The organism is Saccharopolyspora aridisoli, assembly GCF_004348445.1.
Lineage (GTDB): Bacteria > Actinomycetota > Actinomycetes > Mycobacteriales > Pseudonocardiaceae > Saccharopolyspora > Saccharopolyspora aridisoli.
Window position 1 is genome coordinate 19596 of sequence record NZ_SMKV01000004.1, and the last position, 16648, is coordinate 36243.

Sequence of the window (16648 nt, forward strand, 5' to 3'; positions counted from 1 at the left end):
TCAGCATTGATTAGTTGATTTCAGCTTTCGATAAGCATGAGAAATCCGGGCCACGCCCTTTCAGGCGCGGTCATGTCACGAAATGCGTCACGGAACGGCTAACCTCTGCGCGAAGGCGGAGCGCGGAGGAATAGGTGTCGGAAGACTGGGCGGCGGTGGCCAAGGCCATCAACGAGCGCGTGAACGAGCTCGGCTGGCGACAGCGAGAGCTCGCGGAGCGCTCGAACGTCTCGCAGGCGATCGTCCGCGAGATCCAGCACCACGTTGTGGAGCGCAGACGCAGCGCCCGCACGCTGGAGTCGCTGTCGATCGCGCTCGGCTGGCACCCCCAGCACCTGCTTTTCCTGCTGCAGGGCCGAAAGCCGCCCGAAACCGACGAACCGATCACGGACAGCGCGGACACGGTCTGGTCCCGTTTGGACTCGCTCGAGCAGCGCATGGAAGAGATCACCGAGCGGCTCGACGACCTCAAGGGCGACCTCGCGACGGTCATCGAACATGTCCGCAAGAACCGTTAGCGCCGGGTGGTTCCGCTTGCTGATTGCTTCGTTTTCCATGCCTCCAATTCCAGGCCGAATCCGCCGGGAAACCGATGCACGAAAACCCCTCAGCCAGTGCTCAACCGATGCTCAACCAGTGCACAACCCCACCGCGAAGGGCCGAACGCGATAAATTTGGTGTCCAGCTGGACGGGGCGGACTGCCTGCGCACTGCAGGCTGCGATGCGAATGAGCAACGACGAGTTCGCCGCCCACTTGGGAATCGGTTTGCGCACGGTCGCCGGCTGGCACGAGAAGCCGAACCGTCGGCCGCAGTCCGAGATGCAGCGCACCCTGGACACGGCCCTGGCCCAAGAAGACGACGCGATCAAGGCCCGGTTCGCGGAGCTGGTGAAGGACCCCACCGATGCCCCGGCAGAGCCAGCGGTCGACGAAGCCGCAGCGGCCGACGCCGAGAAGCGACTGAGCGCTGACCCCGACATCGGAGCAGCTCTCGAATGGCTGGACGCGCACGCAGGTTGGACGCCTGGGACCGCACGCAAGGAGGTTGCGACGCGGCTGGCACGCCTCGACGTGAGCGAACTGGAGGCCAGGGCAAGCCGCCGAGGGCGCGTTGATCAGCGCAGCGTCGCCGAGGTGCTCGGCAAGTACTACGTGCTGCGTTGAGCAAGTTGCCTGAGCGCTCTTGCACCAGGAGCACGTACAGGATGGTCCCGCCCGCACCAACACTGCCGATCCGTCGAGCCGTCACCAGCCGGCTCGCCACCCTGAAGGCGTCGACCTGCTCGGACACGCTCGGGTTCTCGCCATCTTCGATGACTTCATCCTGGGCACGCCGCTTTACGTCGAGTACGCGTCAACGGGCCAAAATGCCAATCGCTGCCCGACGTTTCCGGACGCTTCTCGTTAATCTATGGGGGTAAAATCGGGGCGCTACCGGAGCTTCACGGCCGTCGCCGGAACTAGTTGCTTGGCGGCCAGGCCGGGCTTCCCGGAGCGGTTCGTCTAGCTCGAACGTGGCAAGCGCCCACCAGCTCCCGACGTACGTCTGCTGCCAGCTCGCAGTACAGCGAGCGTCAAGAGGTGAACCTCCGTCGAGACGTGCATCCGTGGAGTACCCACTGTCGGATGGTCGAGGCGGTTAGTTGCAGGCATCCGGAGGAGGGACTTCCCCGACATAGAGGGGACTCGCGAACACAGGACGCACAGTGGGCAGCACTGGAGCCACTGTTACCCATGGGAAGGAGCCAGGGCGTATTGAGCTTGCAGCTGGGCGAAAAACCGTGGCACACCGGTCCGGGTCCGGACCGTATCCCGTCCACGAGCGGCCCGCTCGTGGACGTCGGCGAAGCGATTGTCCTCGTGGCGGCCATCAACGAGCGGCCTTGACCAGCATTATCATGGGGTCGCTAACCGGCCTTCGTTGCTTGCAACGAGTAGACGCGCGGGATGCGTTGTCCTGCGGGGGAGACGGAAGTGGCCGTGGCTGTGTTCGTGTAGGAACTCGAGTCGGAGGCCGGCGGTGGTCAGGGCGCTGATCACGTCGCCGATGCCGTGACGCCACTCAACGGTCACGGTCGCCGCCATGGGCGCCATGGCGTCGGCGTAGGTGCCGGGTGCGTCCACCACGATCGAGTAGCGGTGGAAGTAGTGGTTCTCGATGGTGGTGCCGTCGTCGGCGACCAGGTCGGCAACCGGGTGGAACTCGGCCAGGTAGAGGAAGCCCCTTCCGCGACTAGTGCGGCGGCCGTCCGTGCCCAGCTGGCGATATTCCGGAAGCCGGCACAGCGCGCCGAAGCCGGTATAGACGATGTCGAAGGCTGCCCGTCGAGTGCTTAAACGGCGTCGTACAAATCGGCGGTGCTGAAGCGGGCACGCAATGCAGAGGGCTGATCAGCAGTTGCGGACGTTGTCCGGCACGGTGTAGGCGTTGCCGAGATCGCACATTTACTGCTGAACCTGCGCATTCTACTCGCGCAGCTGGACGTCGTAGTCCGGGTGACCGGGCGAAACCGTCGGCGGAGTGGGCAGCGCGTTGTCGTCGGAGGCCTGGAGCTGCGGTGGCGGAGACACCGGCAGCGGCGGCTTGTCCGGGTCGGTACCTACGGCTTTGCGCCGCATAGTCATGGGGCGAGAGTCCCTACTCTGCAGCGCCCAGGTGCGCGAGCGCGTAATCGGCCTGCTCGACGGTTACGCCGTAGGTGAAAGACATTCTTAGACCTGGCCGACCCAGTAGGCCGTGGTCTGGGCAAATACGTTGGGCTTGGCCGAGATCCTCAATTCACCGGGCTGCGAGCCGATCTCCCACACGGTGCTGAAGGAAATGTCGCCACCAGGGGGCACCTCGGCATCGGGCAGCGCGTCGCTGTTGAGGTAGGACTGCGAGGCAACCCGGCCGCCGTGCTGCGCGGTCAGCGCGATCGAAGCGGGGTTAAATGCCCGATCCGTGCCGTTGTGCACCGTGACCGTCGTCTGCACCAGCTCTTTGCCGGACGGGGCATCCATGTAGGGATTGCCCGAGGAGAACTCCTCCGGTGGCGAAATAGTAATCGTCTCGCCGCCGGAGAACATGTAGGGCTGGCCGAAGCCCACATCGACTCCGGCTTCGTCGCCGCCCTGGGTCACGCCGGGCACCGAGGCGGGCGGAGACGGGGCGTTGGCCATGTGGCTGCTGAACGAGGCGGCGTAGACGATGCACACCACCAAGCCGAGCGCCGAGAGCGCCGTGCCCGCGATCGCCATGCCCATGTTGGTAGCGATCTTGCGGTAGGCACGCACAATGCCGATCAGCCCGAAGATCAATCCCAGGATCACCAGCGGCCAGGCCACCACGCCGATCAGAGGGATCAGCGAGAGCATGAAGCCAATGATGCCCAGGATCATGGCGGTCAGGCCGATCCCGTTTTTCGGTGCCGACCTCACACCTGAGGTCTCGCCGGAGGAGGAAGAAGAGGGAGGTTGCGTAGACATAGCCAAAGTCCTCGCTTTCGAAGCCAAGGGGTGCGTCGTCGTTAGTCGCCGTAGTAGGCGCTGCAGATCGAGGAGACCTCGTTGGCGTAGTTGTTGATCATGGTGTTGTAGGTGTAGGCGCCGCCGGAGGTGTGCCAGTAGTTGACTTCGGCGATACCGGCATCAAAGGCCCGCACTTCGGCCGAGCCTTGGCCGTATACCGAGACCAGCGACGTGCGTTCCTGGGGGCTGCGGTCGTAGGCGTAGGGGTAATACCCCGGGTAGTAGCTGTTGCCCGTGGTGTAGGAGGTCTCCACGGGCCCGTAGTAGGCCTCCAGCGCCCGGTCGACAGAGCTGGTCACCATCACGAAGCAGCCTTCGGCACTGCGCGTTGACGTTCCTTCCGACGATGACGACGAGGAGCTGGAGCTCGACGAGCTGTCGTCGCGTGAGCTGGCCACTCCCAGGGCGAAGGCAATCAGGATGAGCACGAAGGCCCCGCCCAGGGCGGTGGCGGTGATCAGCAGGCGACGGCGACGACGATGCTGATCGGGGCCGGGACCGTTACCTTCCGGCGACGGGGGTTCTTGCGCGGGCGGTGGCGGCGCTTCGGGTGGCTGCTGGGTGCTCATGGTTTCCCCCTGATGAGCGGGTGTGGGCGGTACTAACTCTCTGGTCTTCCGCCCACGTCAGACCCACCTCGACTATGCGGCGCGATGCTGTACGAAAACACGGTCTAAAGTCCCGACTGCTCTTACTCCGTGGACGAGGTCACCGGCTGCTCGGAGACCGGCTCGCCGTAGCGGGTGATCACCAGCTCGTCGGAGTTGATTGTGTAGACGTAGCCGTCATTGATCTCGGTGCGATACGTCCCGGCCGCCGTGAGGTAGGCGGGCACCGTGATCGACCCGACGGCACTGCTGCCGTAGTAGTAGACCTCGCCGGAGGCCTCGCACAGCTGCACGTGCGACTGCTCGGTCTGATACGTCGCGAAGCAGTCCGACGGCGTCTTCGGCGGCGACGTCTGCTCGCCATCCCCGTAGCTGGTCTCGGGCAATTCGGTAGCCGATTCCGGCGTCTGCGAGTGGGGCTCGGTCTCGGTGGCCGTCTGCTCCGGCAGCTGCACCTGCGGATACTCTGGGGCCTGGGACTCGGACCCGCTGGTGTCGAACCAGCCAGGACCACTTCCGCAGCCCGCAGCGGAGCCGAGACTGAGCAGCGCTCCCGCCAGCAGGCCGGTCACGATGCGCGTGTGTGTGCTCATGGTGTGGCTCTCCCCCGAGGCGAATAATGATGTCCTTGGCCGGAAAAACACGGTGTGACCACGCCCTTTCCGGAATTCACAACCATAACCGTAAAGCGCCTTGCGGTATGGTAAACGAGGCAAAAGTCCTCGTTGTGCAGTGCGAATTGATCCACCGCAGTGCCGTCTAGGCGAAGGCTTATACGACGCGATGCAGCGGTATACACCCCGCAGCTAAGGGTTCTGTTCGGCCGCGATGACCGCTGACTCCGTAAGGCCCAACCCGTGCGAATCATCATGATCAGCACAGCAGGAGGGACGAAAAGATCAGTCGTGACGACTCACCACGCCGATGATCAGCCCTCGGCCTCCACCCTGTGGACCCGTCACGATGTGGGCCGCTACTCGGGCCACAAGCCTGCTGATCCGACAACTCCCCCGGTTCGGCCTTCCGGGTCATCCACTCCACATCGGAATAGTCACAGGTGACATCAACAACGCTCCCCATGCTGATCACCAGCGGTGGGGGGTTCCTGCTCGACCACGGCCACGAGGCACTGCTAGCCATCCAACAGGCGTCCGGTGTGGGCGAACTTGATCGGCTCGCCGGTCATGGACCACTGGCCCGCGCGCATGTCGTGGGCGTTTCGCACGATGCGATCGGGCCGCCAGTTGCGGTTGCGGGTGTGCTTGAGCCACTCGCGTGCCGTGGAAGGCCGCACGGTTTCCACCGCAGCCTGCACCGAGGGCTTGGGCTTACTGCTGCTGCGGGTGGTCTTTTTTCTGGGTCTCGCGTTGGCCTCCAGCCACAGCCAGCCACGCCCTTTCCGATCACGTAGAGGTCGGTAATCCGGGTTTCGGTTGTTAATCGACAAGCAACGGAAGAGTTAACGAGATCATCTTCGGTCAGGTGACAAGGCAGGACTTTAGACCCGACCACCATACATCGCAGTGAGGTAAAGTTCGGCGGGGAGACGTAGCTGCTCACTACTCGGGGTGAGCAGCCGACGATCCATGAGACGAGGTCACAGGCCGGAGGTCATTCATGGTCAGTGACACGGCCGTCCAGCTTGATCACGACGAGCGTCACCTGTGGGTGCGCGCTCCGCATCACCGTGGCTTCGCCGCCGCCCGCAAACTTGGCGGCGAGTTCGACGGCGCCACCAAGAGCTGGACCTTCGACATCGGGCATGCCGATGAGGTCGCAGCGCTGTGCCGGGAGATCTATGGCACCGACGGCACCCCGGGGCAGCTGGTGACCATCACCGTCGACCTGGACGCCTACCGCAAACACGCCGATGATCCCGGCGAGCTGTATATCACCGGACGCCGCGTGCTGCGCCGCCCCAGCCGCGACGCCCCGGTGCGCTACGGGCCCGACATCACCGTTGCCACCGGCGGATTTCCGGCCTCCGGCGGCACTCACCGCCTGCCCCGATTAGAGGCCGCACGCGGCACCATCCTGGAAGTCCGCGATGTCCCGGCCGCCCACCCCGACCTGACCAAAGACGGAATCGCCGTGCTCGATCAGGCACGCGATATCGCCGCACTGCACGCGGAGCGGGCCCTGCTGATCGAGCGCATCACCGAGATCGACGCGCAGCTGGCCGAAGCCCAGCACGAGCGCGACGACGAGCAAGAAGGGACGGCCCCGTGATGAGCAGTAGGGAGCTGTGGACCACGGCTCAGGCTGCCAAGCACTGCGGCGTGAGTCCCAATACCTATCGCTACTACCAAAAGCGCCTCGGCGCCCCCGGGCCGGTGCTGCGCGAGCCCGGCCGGGACGGGCAGAACCTCTACCGCGCCGAGGAAGTCCGCAAGTGGCATACCGGGCGTAAAGGGCAAGGCGCGCGCACCGACCTGCCGAAATCGAAGTAAAGCGAGTAGCCCGCTGCGGGCGGGGTGGCGACCAGTGCTCGAACTCCGAGCTGTGGGCAAGCGTGTGAACGGGGCGGGCGCGCGAACGCTGTCCTCGAAACTGATCACGCAGCGATCCCCATCATGATGGAGCGTGCTGGTCCTTGCCGGCGCCGATGCGGCGGGGGTGGTGATGTGGTCGTGGTCGACGTAGCGGGTGGCGACGATGAACCCGGCCATCGGGGCGTCCACGGCGTCGAGTTCATAATCGTGGACCTTTCCGGCGTCGGTGGACAAAACGACGTGGTAGCGGTCGACCCAGCACTCAAGCGGAATTCTTGACATCCGCGCGCAGGTGCGCGCATTCTCGCCACTCGTCACGCCAGCACCGCCGTACGTGCGCGTCGGTGGCTGTTTACCGCGCGGGAAGCGGGGGCAAGCAGAGCGGCGTTGACCCGGCGACCGGCAAAGAAGGCCGAACCCGGGTGCGCCGACACGGAGGTCAGGTCTTCGCCGTGGCCCGGCCACCGCCGCCTGGCCGCGACCGGCGAAGCCGCACGCCCGGCTAGAGCGTGTCTCCAATATCGCGGTCTGGTCGTAGGTGATGATCGGCTGGTGGTTCGTCCTGATGTGATTTCGGATAAGTTATGGAAGTTGGTCGCGCCGCTGATGCCCTCTCGAGAGGGTTTGCGGGGCAGGCCGCTGGCCGATCATCGTCTGGTCTTGGAAGGGATTGCCTGGCGATTCCGCACGGGTGCGCCGTGGCGGGACCTGCCCGAAGAGTTCGGGCCGTGGCAGACGGTCTGGAAACGCCATCACCGGTTCTGCCTCGATGGCACCTATCAGCGGATGTTCGATGTCGTGCGTTCCCACTACGGCATCAACGCCGGTGACGATCTCGCCCGGTTGCTGTCGGTCGATTCCTCGGTCGTGCGTGCGCATCAGCACTCTGCGGGCGCGCCCACGGTCCCGGGTCAGGCCGTTGCTCGGGCCACCGGCCACACAGGGGGCACCCTGGAATGACATGAATCCGGCCGAGGAACCGGACGATCACGCGTTGGGGCGCTCCCGCGGCGGGCTTTCCACCAAGATTCACGCGTTGGCCGACGTGACCTGCGACCTGCTCGCGGTGCGACTGACTCCCGGACAGGCCGGAGACAACCCGCAGTTGTTGCCGCTGCTGGATGGCTACCTCGCCTCCGATGACACAGAGGTCCGTCCCTCGCAGGTCCGGCTGCTGGCCGACAAGGCGTATTCCCACCCATCGACCCGCCGGGAACTGCGTCGACGTCGGGTCAAGCACACGATCCCCGAACGGCGTGACCAGACCGCCGCCCGCAAGGCCCAAGGCTCAACCGGCGGCCGACCACCGGCGTTCGACACGGAAACCTACAAGCAGCGCAACACCATCGAGCGCAGCTTCAACCGTGCAAAACAGTGGCGCGGCGTGGCCACCCGCTACGACAAATACGCCCTGACCTTCCTCGGCGGAGTCCTGCTCGCCAGCACGATCATGATCGGCCGCACCGCTTCCCGAAATTAGGAGACGCACCCTAGAGCCTTCGAGGTCAACTCCGAAGCCGTCACCCGTTTGGACGTCAACACGGCCACCCTCCAGCCGCGTACCTCCACACCCCCGCGTTCCGCAGCCCGGGCGATCTGTCACCTTGCGAAATCCCACTCATCACAAACGCGACTCGCCAGCCGAAATCGCTGCGGCCATCTCCACGCGCTCCACCGGGGCCGCGAACTGAGGAGGACAGGTTCGATGATTCTAGGTTTCATCCCCGGGGACACGTGCAGCCCGGTGTCCCGAGGTGTCCCCGAAACGGCGTGGGGTCGCTGGTGGCGCGCCGGACAAGCGAGTCCGGGACATCTGCGCAGATCAGAGAGCCGATAGCTCAGTTCACGCTCGCCGACACGCGCCGCACCGGATACTGGTCGCCTGCTGATCCACATTATGCGCGCCAGAACGTGAGCGCCTGGCTCGCCCGAACAGGCCGAAGCGCAACGTGCCGATGTCGTCCGCGCCATGCAGGTGCTCATGGGCGATTCGACAGAGGACTCCGGTTCGTCCTGAGCTTCGGGTCAGCCGGGGCACCACAGCGGGAGGGTTCTAGCTAGCACCTGTCTGCGGTTGTGGCTGGTGCACGGCGACAACACCATCACACGCGTTGAGTTCCGTCCTGGCCATCACTCGCACGTCCGTCACGCCGTCAACGCGGGCGCCGACGGAGGAAACGACCGAAAAACAACCCACCAACGGACTTGATCCTTTACTGTAGATCTTGCTCAGTTCCAGGAACGACACGGCTCGGATGGACGATGCCCAGGCGAGATGGCGGCGAAGTACGGAACTCTCTGACCGCGAATGCCACCACCGTGGTCCAAGCCGGCCATCTCCACGGTGGTGTGCATTTCCACCACCATCAGCAGACGCCGCTCCGGGCGGTCCAGCTGGAGCTCGCCGCTGCGGTCCACTCGCAATGGCGGGACGAAGCACTGCGTCGTGGGCTTCTCGACCACCATCCGCTGCGCGTTCCCTGGGCGGCCGCACACTGGTCGCTGGCGGACCACGGGGACGACATCGCCGGCGGTTTCTCCGGCAACCACGGCTCTCCGAACCGCTTGGCCGCGTCCTTCCGCACCTTGTCCCGTCGTCGTCTCGTCGTCCTGGGCGAAGGTGGTTCCGGCAAGACCGCGCTGACACTGCTGCTGGTTCTCGGCTTGCTGAACGACTTGCGCGCCGACGAACCGGTGCCGGTTCCGATGTCGATAGCATCCTGGGACCCGCATCAGGAACACTTGCTGGCATGGCTCGCCCGCCGTCTCCAGGCGGAATATCCCGGGATCCGCCGGTACGGAGGGGCCGTGGCCGAACAACTCGTCACCGAGCGCCGCGTCATGCCCGTCCTCGACAACCTCGACGAGGCTCCGCTGCGGTGGCAGGGCTCCGCACTCATGGAATTGAACCAGTCGCTGACCATCGACGACCCGTTGGTCCTGACGTGCCGCACGGACAACTACGCCCAAGCCGTGCAGTGCGGCGACGTCCTGCGCACCGCTGCGGTGGTGCAGGCTCAACCGGTCCCGCGCCAAGCAGTCATCGACCACTTGCACCGAGCAACACCGCCCCACCGCACCAGCCAGTGGGCTCCGGTCTTCGAACAGCTCGCTGACCGGGCCGCAACTCCGGTGGCACAGGCGTTGACGAGTCCGCTGATCATCTCCCTGGCGCGCACCGTCTACACCCGCTCGCATGTGGCTCCCGCGGAACTGCTCGACCGCTCCCGCTTCCCGAATCGCGAGGCGATCGAGAACTACCTGCTCAACGCCCTCATACAGGCGGTCTACCAGAACTCTCCCGCACCTCCGGCGCCGGGGAGGCGACGGCAACCAGGCGCCCGCTACGAGCTGCACAAGGCGACGAAATGGGCGGTGTTCCTCGCACAACACACGTATCGACTGGGCACCCGCGACATCGCGTGGTGGGACTTCAAACACACGACACCGAGGACCGTGTACGCCCTGGCCGCCTGGCTCACGAGCGCCCTGTTCCTCGCCTGCCCCTGGATTCTCCTGGCCGTCCACGTTCCAAGCCCCACGGACATCTACACCCAGTACGCCGTCATCTTCTCGCTGCTGAGCCTCGCGATCGCGATTCGGGCCGCGTACCGGGCGCGAAAACCCAAGCCGCCAATTCAAACTATGCTGGCGTCGTCGGCCAAGCCGTTCGAGGTGATCAAGTACGGGGCTGCGCTTGATCCTGTTCAGCTTCTTCTTCCTCGTTCTCGCCTTAGTGCTGCTGCCTGGAGCCTTCGCCATCTTCGGACTGGGTGCCTTGTTCTGGGGGCCGCAGATCTTCGGAATTCTGAGGACGTTCTGGGGAATTGTTTCCCAGAACCTGCACGTGCATATCGACCCTGTCGGAACCTCCAGCCCGAGCCGGACACTGCGCAGCGACCGGACGGCGAACCTACTGATGCTCCCGTCCTTCGCCATGGCGGCGTTCCTGCCTCTGTCGCCTGTCCTGGTCTTCGAGCTCATGACGGCCGACGCGTCGACCGCCCTTCCTGCTGGGATCATCCCCGCAGCTATCGGAATTCTGTTCGGAACCGTTTTTGTCCTCGATTCGGCTTGGTGGCATTTCGTCGTCGCGAGGTCATGGCTCGCTTTCCGCGGGCGCCTACCCGCGCGACTTATGCACTACCTCACCGATGCCCAGGAACGGGAACTGCTCAGACAAGCAGGTGCGGTCCACCAGTTCCGCCACGCACGTCTGCACGACAACCTGCTGCTCTACCGGTAAACAAGGCCCTGGGGATCGACCCCGGCAAGGTCTTCGACCTCGCTCTCCCTGTCGGCCAGGCAAGGCCGCGGGGAGCGCGACCCAGCTAACTCCCCTGCCGCTCCCGCGGTACGGGCCGGGTCCCGCAGGCCGGATGCCCCACCGGCACCCCAGCTCGCCGGTGGCGGTCAGACCCATCGCATCTGGAGAGTTTGGTGGCGGGACAGACGCCGCCAAGATCCTCGGTCACTGGTGACGGCCCTGCCCTAAGCCCCACCGGCTAACACTCGTTAGAGGCGTCAAAAACCGGTTCAGGCACACGTCGGGACATCCCGCAACGCCCGTCCCCGACCCGGACCACTCCACGTTTTCGCAGTTCACAGAGCAACGCGGCCTGTCCCATCACGGTGTCCCGGATGGACTCCCGAAGGGACACCTGGGACGGCAAAAAGCCCGCTGCTTCCCCCTGTTTCTGGAAGCAGAAGGCGGGTGAATAGTGCGCAAGTCCGTCTCGGACACAGCATCAACCCCAGGTCAAGTCTTTAACCTGGGGTTTTTGGTGTAGCTTTTGTGAAGTATTCAACATCTCGGCGCCCTGACCTGCTTCTTTATCCGTGGGGGTGCGAGTCCCTCACGGATACGCACCTCCCGAGTGCGTCTTTGGTCTCGTCGCGCCACCGCCAAGAACGTCTGGGCCCTCAGCTCAGCGACGACGGTGATCCGCGCACGATGCACGGTCCAGTTCATTAATTCAGGCCTCTGGCGGATGGTCGTCTGTGACTAGACGATCTAACCTTCTGTCTGGTTGAACCTGGCGCAGCTGCGGAATGGAGCTGTGATCGTGGCCCAAGACTTCAGCGCGCTGGTGGCGCTCCACGCGAAACAAGGCGAACTCACCGCGCTTCGCAGGTGGAACCGAACGTCGCAGATCCAGCGGGTGCAACCGCTGCTGGAGCTGGTACCGAGTTCCTCACCGCACAGCCAGCTCGACAAGGTCGATCAAGTCGCGCGGAGCCTCCACGCGTCCGGGCGCCACCTGATGATCGATGCAACCGAAGTCGCGCGCATGCCGAGCTTCGGCAGCGGACCGGCTGGCGCCTTACGCACGCTGGCGGACCGGCTGGACGGCCCTGTAGATCTCCTCGATGCGTACCCGGTCCCGTTCGAACCCGTGATTCGATCTGATGTCGAGGACGACGTGCTGTCCGCGTGCAGGAATCTCTGCCAGGAGATGGAACTCGGTGGCGCCATCCGCATAAGGTTGGCCGAGCTCACCAGGGCGCGTCTGTCTGAGCTGCTCGAACGAACGGGGCTTGACAACACCGACCTCGATCTGATCGTCGATCTCCAGTACGTTCCAGAGATCTCTCCCCGACTCCAGGAACTTGCTGGCAATGCTCTGCGGATCGTTACCGAAGCTGGACCGTTCCGCTCCACCACGCTGCTCGCCGGCTCCATCCCGCGCTTGCTCAACCGGACCTCCACGTGGGAGGAACCTCGCGTCGAGGAGGAACTGTGGCGGCTGCTGCGCGATGAGACCGCCGTCGACGTCCAACTCGGCGACTACGGGGTGGTCCACCCGATTCCGGGCAAGGGATATCGAAGCAAGCACGTCAGTCTCAAGTACTCGTGCAGCAACAGCTGGATGTACTCCCGGGAACCGACGGGACAAGCCCCGGAAGACGCCACAGAGTCGGTGCGCGCTTCCACGCTTCGCTCGATCTGCCGTGAGCTCGTCCATTCCGACCGTTTCTTCGGCCCGGAATTCTCCTGGGGAGACGCGGAGATAGCAGCCGCATTCAACAGCGACACCTCGGCGTGGGGCGCCACGAGCCGCCCGGTTGCACTGGGGACCTCACATCACCTCGCGTATCTCGCCACCACAAGCGAGGCGATGCCCCGGTGAACGGCTCTCGAGGCGTCTTCTGCACCTGTGTCTCGATGTCGGACCCAGCCAGCGACGCGTGCGTAACCATCAAATCGCACCACATCTCGACGACCCAGCGTTAAGATCCACTTCGCGACCGACTCGCTGGAGTGACATTGCTGGGGGATCGTTTGCGGCACGTTCGTGGGAGCGCAGCCGAGCTGCTCACCAAAGCCGAGCAGGGACTGCTAATCGAGGAGATCGCCACCGCCGTCGGTGGCAGGTACGACCTCAGTTCGAACCGCGGCGAAGTGGGGGCGTGGCGCAACAGCCTCCCGGTGCTACTCGAAGTGCTTCGCGACGCTGGGCTCAGCCACGTCGAGGTGTTGCTCGAGCACCGGTTGCCCTACAGCCCGAAGAGGGTGGACGCACTTCTGTGCGGCTGCCACCCAGAATCGGGCGAACCGTCATACGTCCTGGTCGAGTTGAAGCAATGGAGCCGGGCCGACGCCGTGGGCGACGGGCTGGTAAGGGCGTCGGGCGTGAAGAAGCTCCAGCTTCCTCCTGTTGCGCAGGTACGCCGGTATTGCCAGCAGCTGCTCGACTTCACCCCCTCGCTCGCGCGACGGGCGGAGCCTGTCAGCGCGATCGCGTTTCTGCACAACGCCAGCCACTCCGATGTCGACGGGCTCTACAACTACCAGTCGCACGGTTTGGTTCATCTCTACGCCGCAGACGAGCGAGAAGACCTGACGGATCACCTGCAGGCGCTGCTGGACACGAACTCCGAATCTCGCACCACATGCGCGCAAGCGGCCGACGAGCTGCTGAGGGCCGAGAAGGCGCCGGCGAGGACGTTGCTGAGAACAGCCGCCGACTCCTTCGAACGCCGCGACGACTTCGTACTCCTCGACGAACAGCAGGTCGCGTTCAACCTCGTCCTGAACGCCGTCGCTCAAGCCGAACAGGCAGGCACCAGCTGGACCCCGGATGACAAGACGGTGGTGATCGTCCGAGGAGGCCCCGGTTCGGGAAAGAGCGCTCTCGCTACGACACTGCTCACGAAGTTGGCTCGACACGGCAAACGCGTCCTCCACGCAACAGGATCCAAAGCATTTACCGAAACGCTCAGGGACCGCGTCGCCCGAGGCGATCCGCGCACGAGCGACATGTTCGGCTACTTCAACACCGTGACCGGACGCAAGGACGACCTCGATGTCGTGGTGTGCGACGAAGCCCACCGCATCCGTGGAGGCTCACCGGACGGGCGAACGCTGCCGGTGTACGAACGTCGGCAGATCAACTCCCTGATCGACGCGGCGAAAGTTCCGGTCTTCTTGCTCGACGAGCACCAGGTCGTGCGCCCAACGAACGAGGAACGCCCGACAACATCAAGGCCGCTGCCGAAGAACGCGGGTACGCAGTCCACGTAGTTGACCTCGAAGGTCAGTTCCGGTGCGGTGGTTCAAAGCTGTTCGACGAGTGGGTCGCCCGTTTGCTCGGACTGATCGACGAGGAGCCGATCGGCTGGTCCGACCTGGTCGCGAGCACGCGCGACGAGTACGTGGTTCACGCAACGAAGAACGCGCAGTCCTTGGAGCGATGGCTGCTCCAGAGGTCCTCGATGTCCGGGGGAACTGCGCGAATCTCGGCCGGATTCTGTTGGGACTGGAGCCAGCCGAAGCAGCACGAGGGGAAGCTGGTGCTAGCTGCTGACATCGACATCCCCGGTTGGCACCGACCGTGGAACACGCCGCCTGACGCGTCTGTCACCGACGCACCGCCCGCCTCTTTGTGGGCGTCGGACCCACGTGGATTCGGTCAGGTCGGCTGCGTCTACACCGCGCAGGGCTTCGAGTACGACTGGGCTGGCGTCATCTTCGGCGAAGACCTCGTCTTCAGGGAGAAGGTCGGCTGGTGCGCGCAGCAGGACAAGACAAAGGATCGGTCGTTGAAGAACACCTCCCCCGGATTCTTCGATCGACTGGTCCGAAACACCTACAAAGTGCTGATGACCAGGGGCTTGCAAGGCGTCGGCGTGCATTCCATCGACCCGGAGACGAACGAGTTCCTTCGGCACTTCGCGCGCTGACGCACCGACCCGACGCCACGGGCATTGCTCAACCCAGCGCCCTCCTGACGACCACCGGCAGGAGCGCCAGACTGGTGGGGCACCGGCACGAGTGCACGGCTACCGCGGTACGCGGGTGAGCTCTCGTAAGGTTGGCCGGTGTGACACTTGAGGACTTCCAGCGACGCCTGCGGGACTTCGCCGATGAACGCGACTGGCAGCAGTTCCACACGCCCAAGAACCTCGCCATGGCCTTGGCCGGCGAAGCAGGTGAGCTCCTCGAGCTCTTCCAATGGCTCACTCCAGAGCAGTCTTCGCAGATCATGGCGGACCCGGCCACCGGTGAGAAGGTGCGGCACGAGCTGGCTGACGTGCTGGCCTACCTGCTCCGGTTGGCCGATGTGCTCGAAATCGACCTCATGGCCGCGCTCGATGAGAAGATGACCTTGAACGCGACCAAGTACCCGGTAGAGCTGGCCAAGGGCACCGCGCGCAAGTACGACCAGCTCGGACAGGAGGACCTGTGAGGATCGCGCTCCAGCCGGCAGCGCTCAACGATCGCGACGTCGCCCAGCACTACCGCGACACCATCGACAGCAGGGTTCCCTTCTCCAAGCACGTCGACGTCGTCCCCTCGCGCGTTCTCACAACACTGGGCGCCGAATTCCCCCAGCACACGGCACAGTTCTGGGGAGCGACTCGCGGCCGCAACGACGTGAACGTCACCAAGTGGCAACGTCTCGAGCCGGGCGACGCCGTCTTCTTCTACGGCAAGAAGCACCTCTACCTCGCGGGCCACATCGTCCTCACCTTCCGCAACGCCGCCCTGGCCGACCGCCTATGGGGCCGGAACCAGGATGGGCTGACCTGGGAACTCATGTTCGCCCTCACCAACCTCCGCCACATCTCCGTCCCCATCGAAGAGGTCCGCAGCGCGCTGGACTGGAACGACAACGCCTTCGTCCAAGGCTTCACCGTCTACGACGGCGACAAAGCCGACAGGCTCGCCGAACTGGTCAACCTCGACGCGCTGACCACCCCCGCCGCCCAGAGCGACGAGACCACGCGGTCGAACACCGCCCCCGACGGCCCGACCGACGGAACCCGAACGAGCAGCTGGCGCCGCGAACACACCGCGTTCAAGCAACGTCTCGTCGAACTGTCCGACGGCAGCTGCGCGCTCTGCGGCAACCACCTACCGCCCGCGTTCCTCGTCGGAGCCCACATCAAGAAACGCGCCATGTGCAGCGAGGACGAGCGCAAGGACTTCGACAACGTCGGCATGCTCGCCTGCGTCCTCGGCTGCGACAGCCTCTTCGAACACGGCTTCATCGCAGTCGACAACGACGGCACGATCATCATCAGCGACACCATCAACGCCACCCCGGCCGTCGAGCAGTTCGTCAAGGACCGGCTCGACGGCCGCACCACCACCTGGTGGACCCCGCAGCGCGAGCCCTACTTCGACTGGCACCGCCGGCACACCTTCATCAAACCCCACGACGGCGCCTAGTAGGAACGAGTCTCCCTCAACGCACACCAGCAGAGCGACGCGGATGGAAACCAACCCGATCAGGATTCGCCGACCATCGTCTTCAGCGTCGGTCGCGAGCAAGCTCGGTGATCCGGTCCCGCCGCAGCCACCGGTTCCTCGTGCCCCCACACTCTGACCACCAGCCAACCGGCAGAAGTCAGCTCAGCGTCGGTGTCCCGATCACGCCGCACGACACCCTCCAGTTTCCGTCGCCACGAATCCCGGTTGGCTCGCGCCCTCGCGAGTCAGACCCCATCGGGGCCGAGATCGGCAGCGAGGGTGCGGGCCAGCGACAGCAGCGCGGCCTTCGGCGCTGAGAGCACAGCACCCGTAGCGTTC

The 16648-nt window shown here is 64.7% G+C and carries 14 protein-coding genes and 2 pseudogenes; 10 read left to right on the forward strand and 6 right to left on the reverse strand.

Annotated elements, in window-relative coordinates; all coding sequences use genetic code 11:
• The first annotated feature begins 134 nt into the window (after positions 1-134).
• Positions 135-518, forward strand: coding sequence for a helix-turn-helix domain-containing protein (locus E1161_RS04200; RefSeq protein ID WP_132619770.1), 384 nt, complete (start codon positions 135-137; stop codon positions 516-518).
• Between the two features lie 210 nt (positions 519-728).
• On the forward strand, positions 729-1166 hold the full coding sequence (locus E1161_RS04205) for a hypothetical protein (RefSeq protein WP_132619772.1): 438 nt from the start codon (positions 729-731) through the stop codon (positions 1164-1166).
• Between the two features lie 1302 nt (positions 1167-2468).
• Here the strand turns inward: E1161_RS04205 and E1161_RS27020 are convergent.
• From E1161_RS27020 to E1161_RS04225, 5 genes are all read right to left on the reverse strand, one after another.
• The gene (locus tag E1161_RS27020; RefSeq protein WP_165939679.1) at positions 2469-2627 is read right to left on the reverse strand and encodes a hypothetical protein; all 159 of its coding nucleotides are present in this window, start codon (positions 2625-2627) and stop codon (positions 2469-2471) included.
• Positions 2628-2714: 87 nt separating this feature from the next.
• On the reverse strand, positions 2715-3470 hold the full coding sequence (locus E1161_RS04210) for a DUF4190 domain-containing protein (RefSeq protein WP_132619774.1): 756 nt from the start codon (positions 3468-3470) through the stop codon (positions 2715-2717).
• A gap of 41 nt (positions 3471-3511) precedes the next feature.
• Complete coding sequence (locus tag E1161_RS04215; RefSeq protein ID WP_165939680.1) at positions 3512-3811, reverse strand: hypothetical protein; 300 nt, start codon at positions 3809-3811, stop codon at positions 3512-3514.
• Positions 3812-4203: 392 nt separating this feature from the next.
• Positions 4204-4713 (reverse strand): hypothetical protein, encoded by a 510-nt coding sequence (locus E1161_RS04220; RefSeq protein ID WP_132619778.1) that lies wholly within the window; start codon positions 4711-4713, stop codon positions 4204-4206.
• A gap of 539 nt (positions 4714-5252) precedes the next feature.
• Positions 5253-5567, reverse strand: a complete 315-nt coding sequence (locus E1161_RS04225) for a hypothetical protein (protein WP_132619780.1) — start codon at positions 5565-5567, stop codon at positions 5253-5255.
• A 170-nt stretch (positions 5568-5737) separates the two neighbouring features.
• Between E1161_RS04225 and E1161_RS04230 the strand changes: the two genes are divergently transcribed.
• The 3 genes and pseudogenes from E1161_RS04230 (at position 5738) to E1161_RS04240 (ending at position 8106) form a co-directional block, all read left to right on the forward strand.
• Positions 5738-6349, forward strand: a complete 612-nt coding sequence (locus tag E1161_RS04230) for a hypothetical protein (RefSeq protein WP_132619782.1) — start codon at positions 5738-5740, stop codon at positions 6347-6349.
• On the forward strand, positions 6349-6570 hold the full coding sequence (locus E1161_RS04235; RefSeq protein WP_132619784.1) for a MerR family transcriptional regulator: 222 nt from the start codon (positions 6349-6351) through the stop codon (positions 6568-6570). Before E1161_RS04230 ends, E1161_RS04235 begins: the two co-directional genes overlap by 1 nt.
• A 594-nt stretch (positions 6571-7164) precedes the next feature.
• Positions 7165-8106: pseudogene (locus E1161_RS04240) on the forward strand (IS5 family transposase).
• Between the two features lie 735 nt (positions 8107-8841).
• Here the strand turns inward: E1161_RS04240 and E1161_RS04245 are convergent.
• The gene (locus E1161_RS04245; RefSeq protein WP_132619786.1) at positions 8842-9669 is read right to left on the reverse strand and encodes a hypothetical protein; all 828 of its coding nucleotides are present in this window, start codon (positions 9667-9669) and stop codon (positions 8842-8844) included.
• A 640-nt stretch (positions 9670-10309) separates the two neighbouring features.
• Between E1161_RS04245 and E1161_RS04250 the strand changes: the two genes are divergently transcribed.
• From E1161_RS04250 to E1161_RS04270, 5 genes and pseudogenes are all read left to right on the forward strand, one after another.
• Positions 10310-10858 carry a hypothetical protein gene (locus E1161_RS04250; protein WP_132619788.1) on the forward strand — a complete coding sequence of 183 codons (549 nt, stop codon included), beginning with the start codon at positions 10310-10312 and terminating at the stop codon, positions 10856-10858.
• An 820-nt stretch (positions 10859-11678) separates the two neighbouring features.
• Positions 11679-12743 carry a beta family protein gene (locus E1161_RS04255; protein WP_165939681.1) on the forward strand — a complete coding sequence of 355 codons (1065 nt, stop codon included), beginning with the start codon at positions 11679-11681 and terminating at the stop codon, positions 12741-12743.
• Positions 12744-13708: 965 nt separating this feature from the next.
• Positions 13709-14796 (forward strand): annotated as a pseudogene (locus tag E1161_RS27890) (DNA/RNA helicase domain-containing protein).
• Positions 14797-14936: 140 nt separating this feature from the next.
• Positions 14937-15302, forward strand: coding sequence for a nucleotide pyrophosphohydrolase (locus E1161_RS04265; RefSeq protein ID WP_132619792.1), 366 nt, complete (start codon positions 14937-14939; stop codon positions 15300-15302).
• Positions 15299-16288 (forward strand): hypothetical protein, encoded by a 990-nt coding sequence (locus E1161_RS04270; RefSeq protein ID WP_132619794.1) that lies wholly within the window; start codon positions 15299-15301, stop codon positions 16286-16288. Before E1161_RS04265 ends, E1161_RS04270 begins: the two co-directional genes overlap by 4 nt.
• Positions 16289-16648: the final 360 nt, after the last annotated feature.

What these genes read in the sequence shown, in the direction of transcription:
- E1161_RS04205 (WP_132619772.1), top strand. Translation starts at nt 729, where the DNA reads ATGAGCAACGACGAGTTCGCCGCCCACTTGGGAATCGGTTTGCGCACG.
- E1161_RS27020 (WP_165939679.1), bottom strand. Translation starts at nt 2,627, where the DNA reads ATGACTATGCGGCGCAAAGCCGTAGGTACCGACCCGGACAAGCCGCCG.
- E1161_RS04210 (WP_132619774.1), bottom strand. Translation starts at nt 3,470, where the DNA reads ATGTCTACGCAACCTCCCTCTTCTTCCTCCTCCGGCGAGACCTCAGGT.
- E1161_RS04220 (WP_132619778.1), bottom strand. Translation starts at nt 4,713, where the DNA reads ATGAGCACACACACGCGCATCGTGACCGGCCTGCTGGCGGGAGCGCTG.
- E1161_RS04230 (WP_132619782.1), top strand. Translation starts at nt 5,738, where the DNA reads ATGGTCAGTGACACGGCCGTCCAGCTTGATCACGACGAGCGTCACCTG.
- E1161_RS04235 (WP_132619784.1), top strand. Translation starts at nt 6,349, where the DNA reads ATGAGCAGTAGGGAGCTGTGGACCACGGCTCAGGCTGCCAAGCACTGC.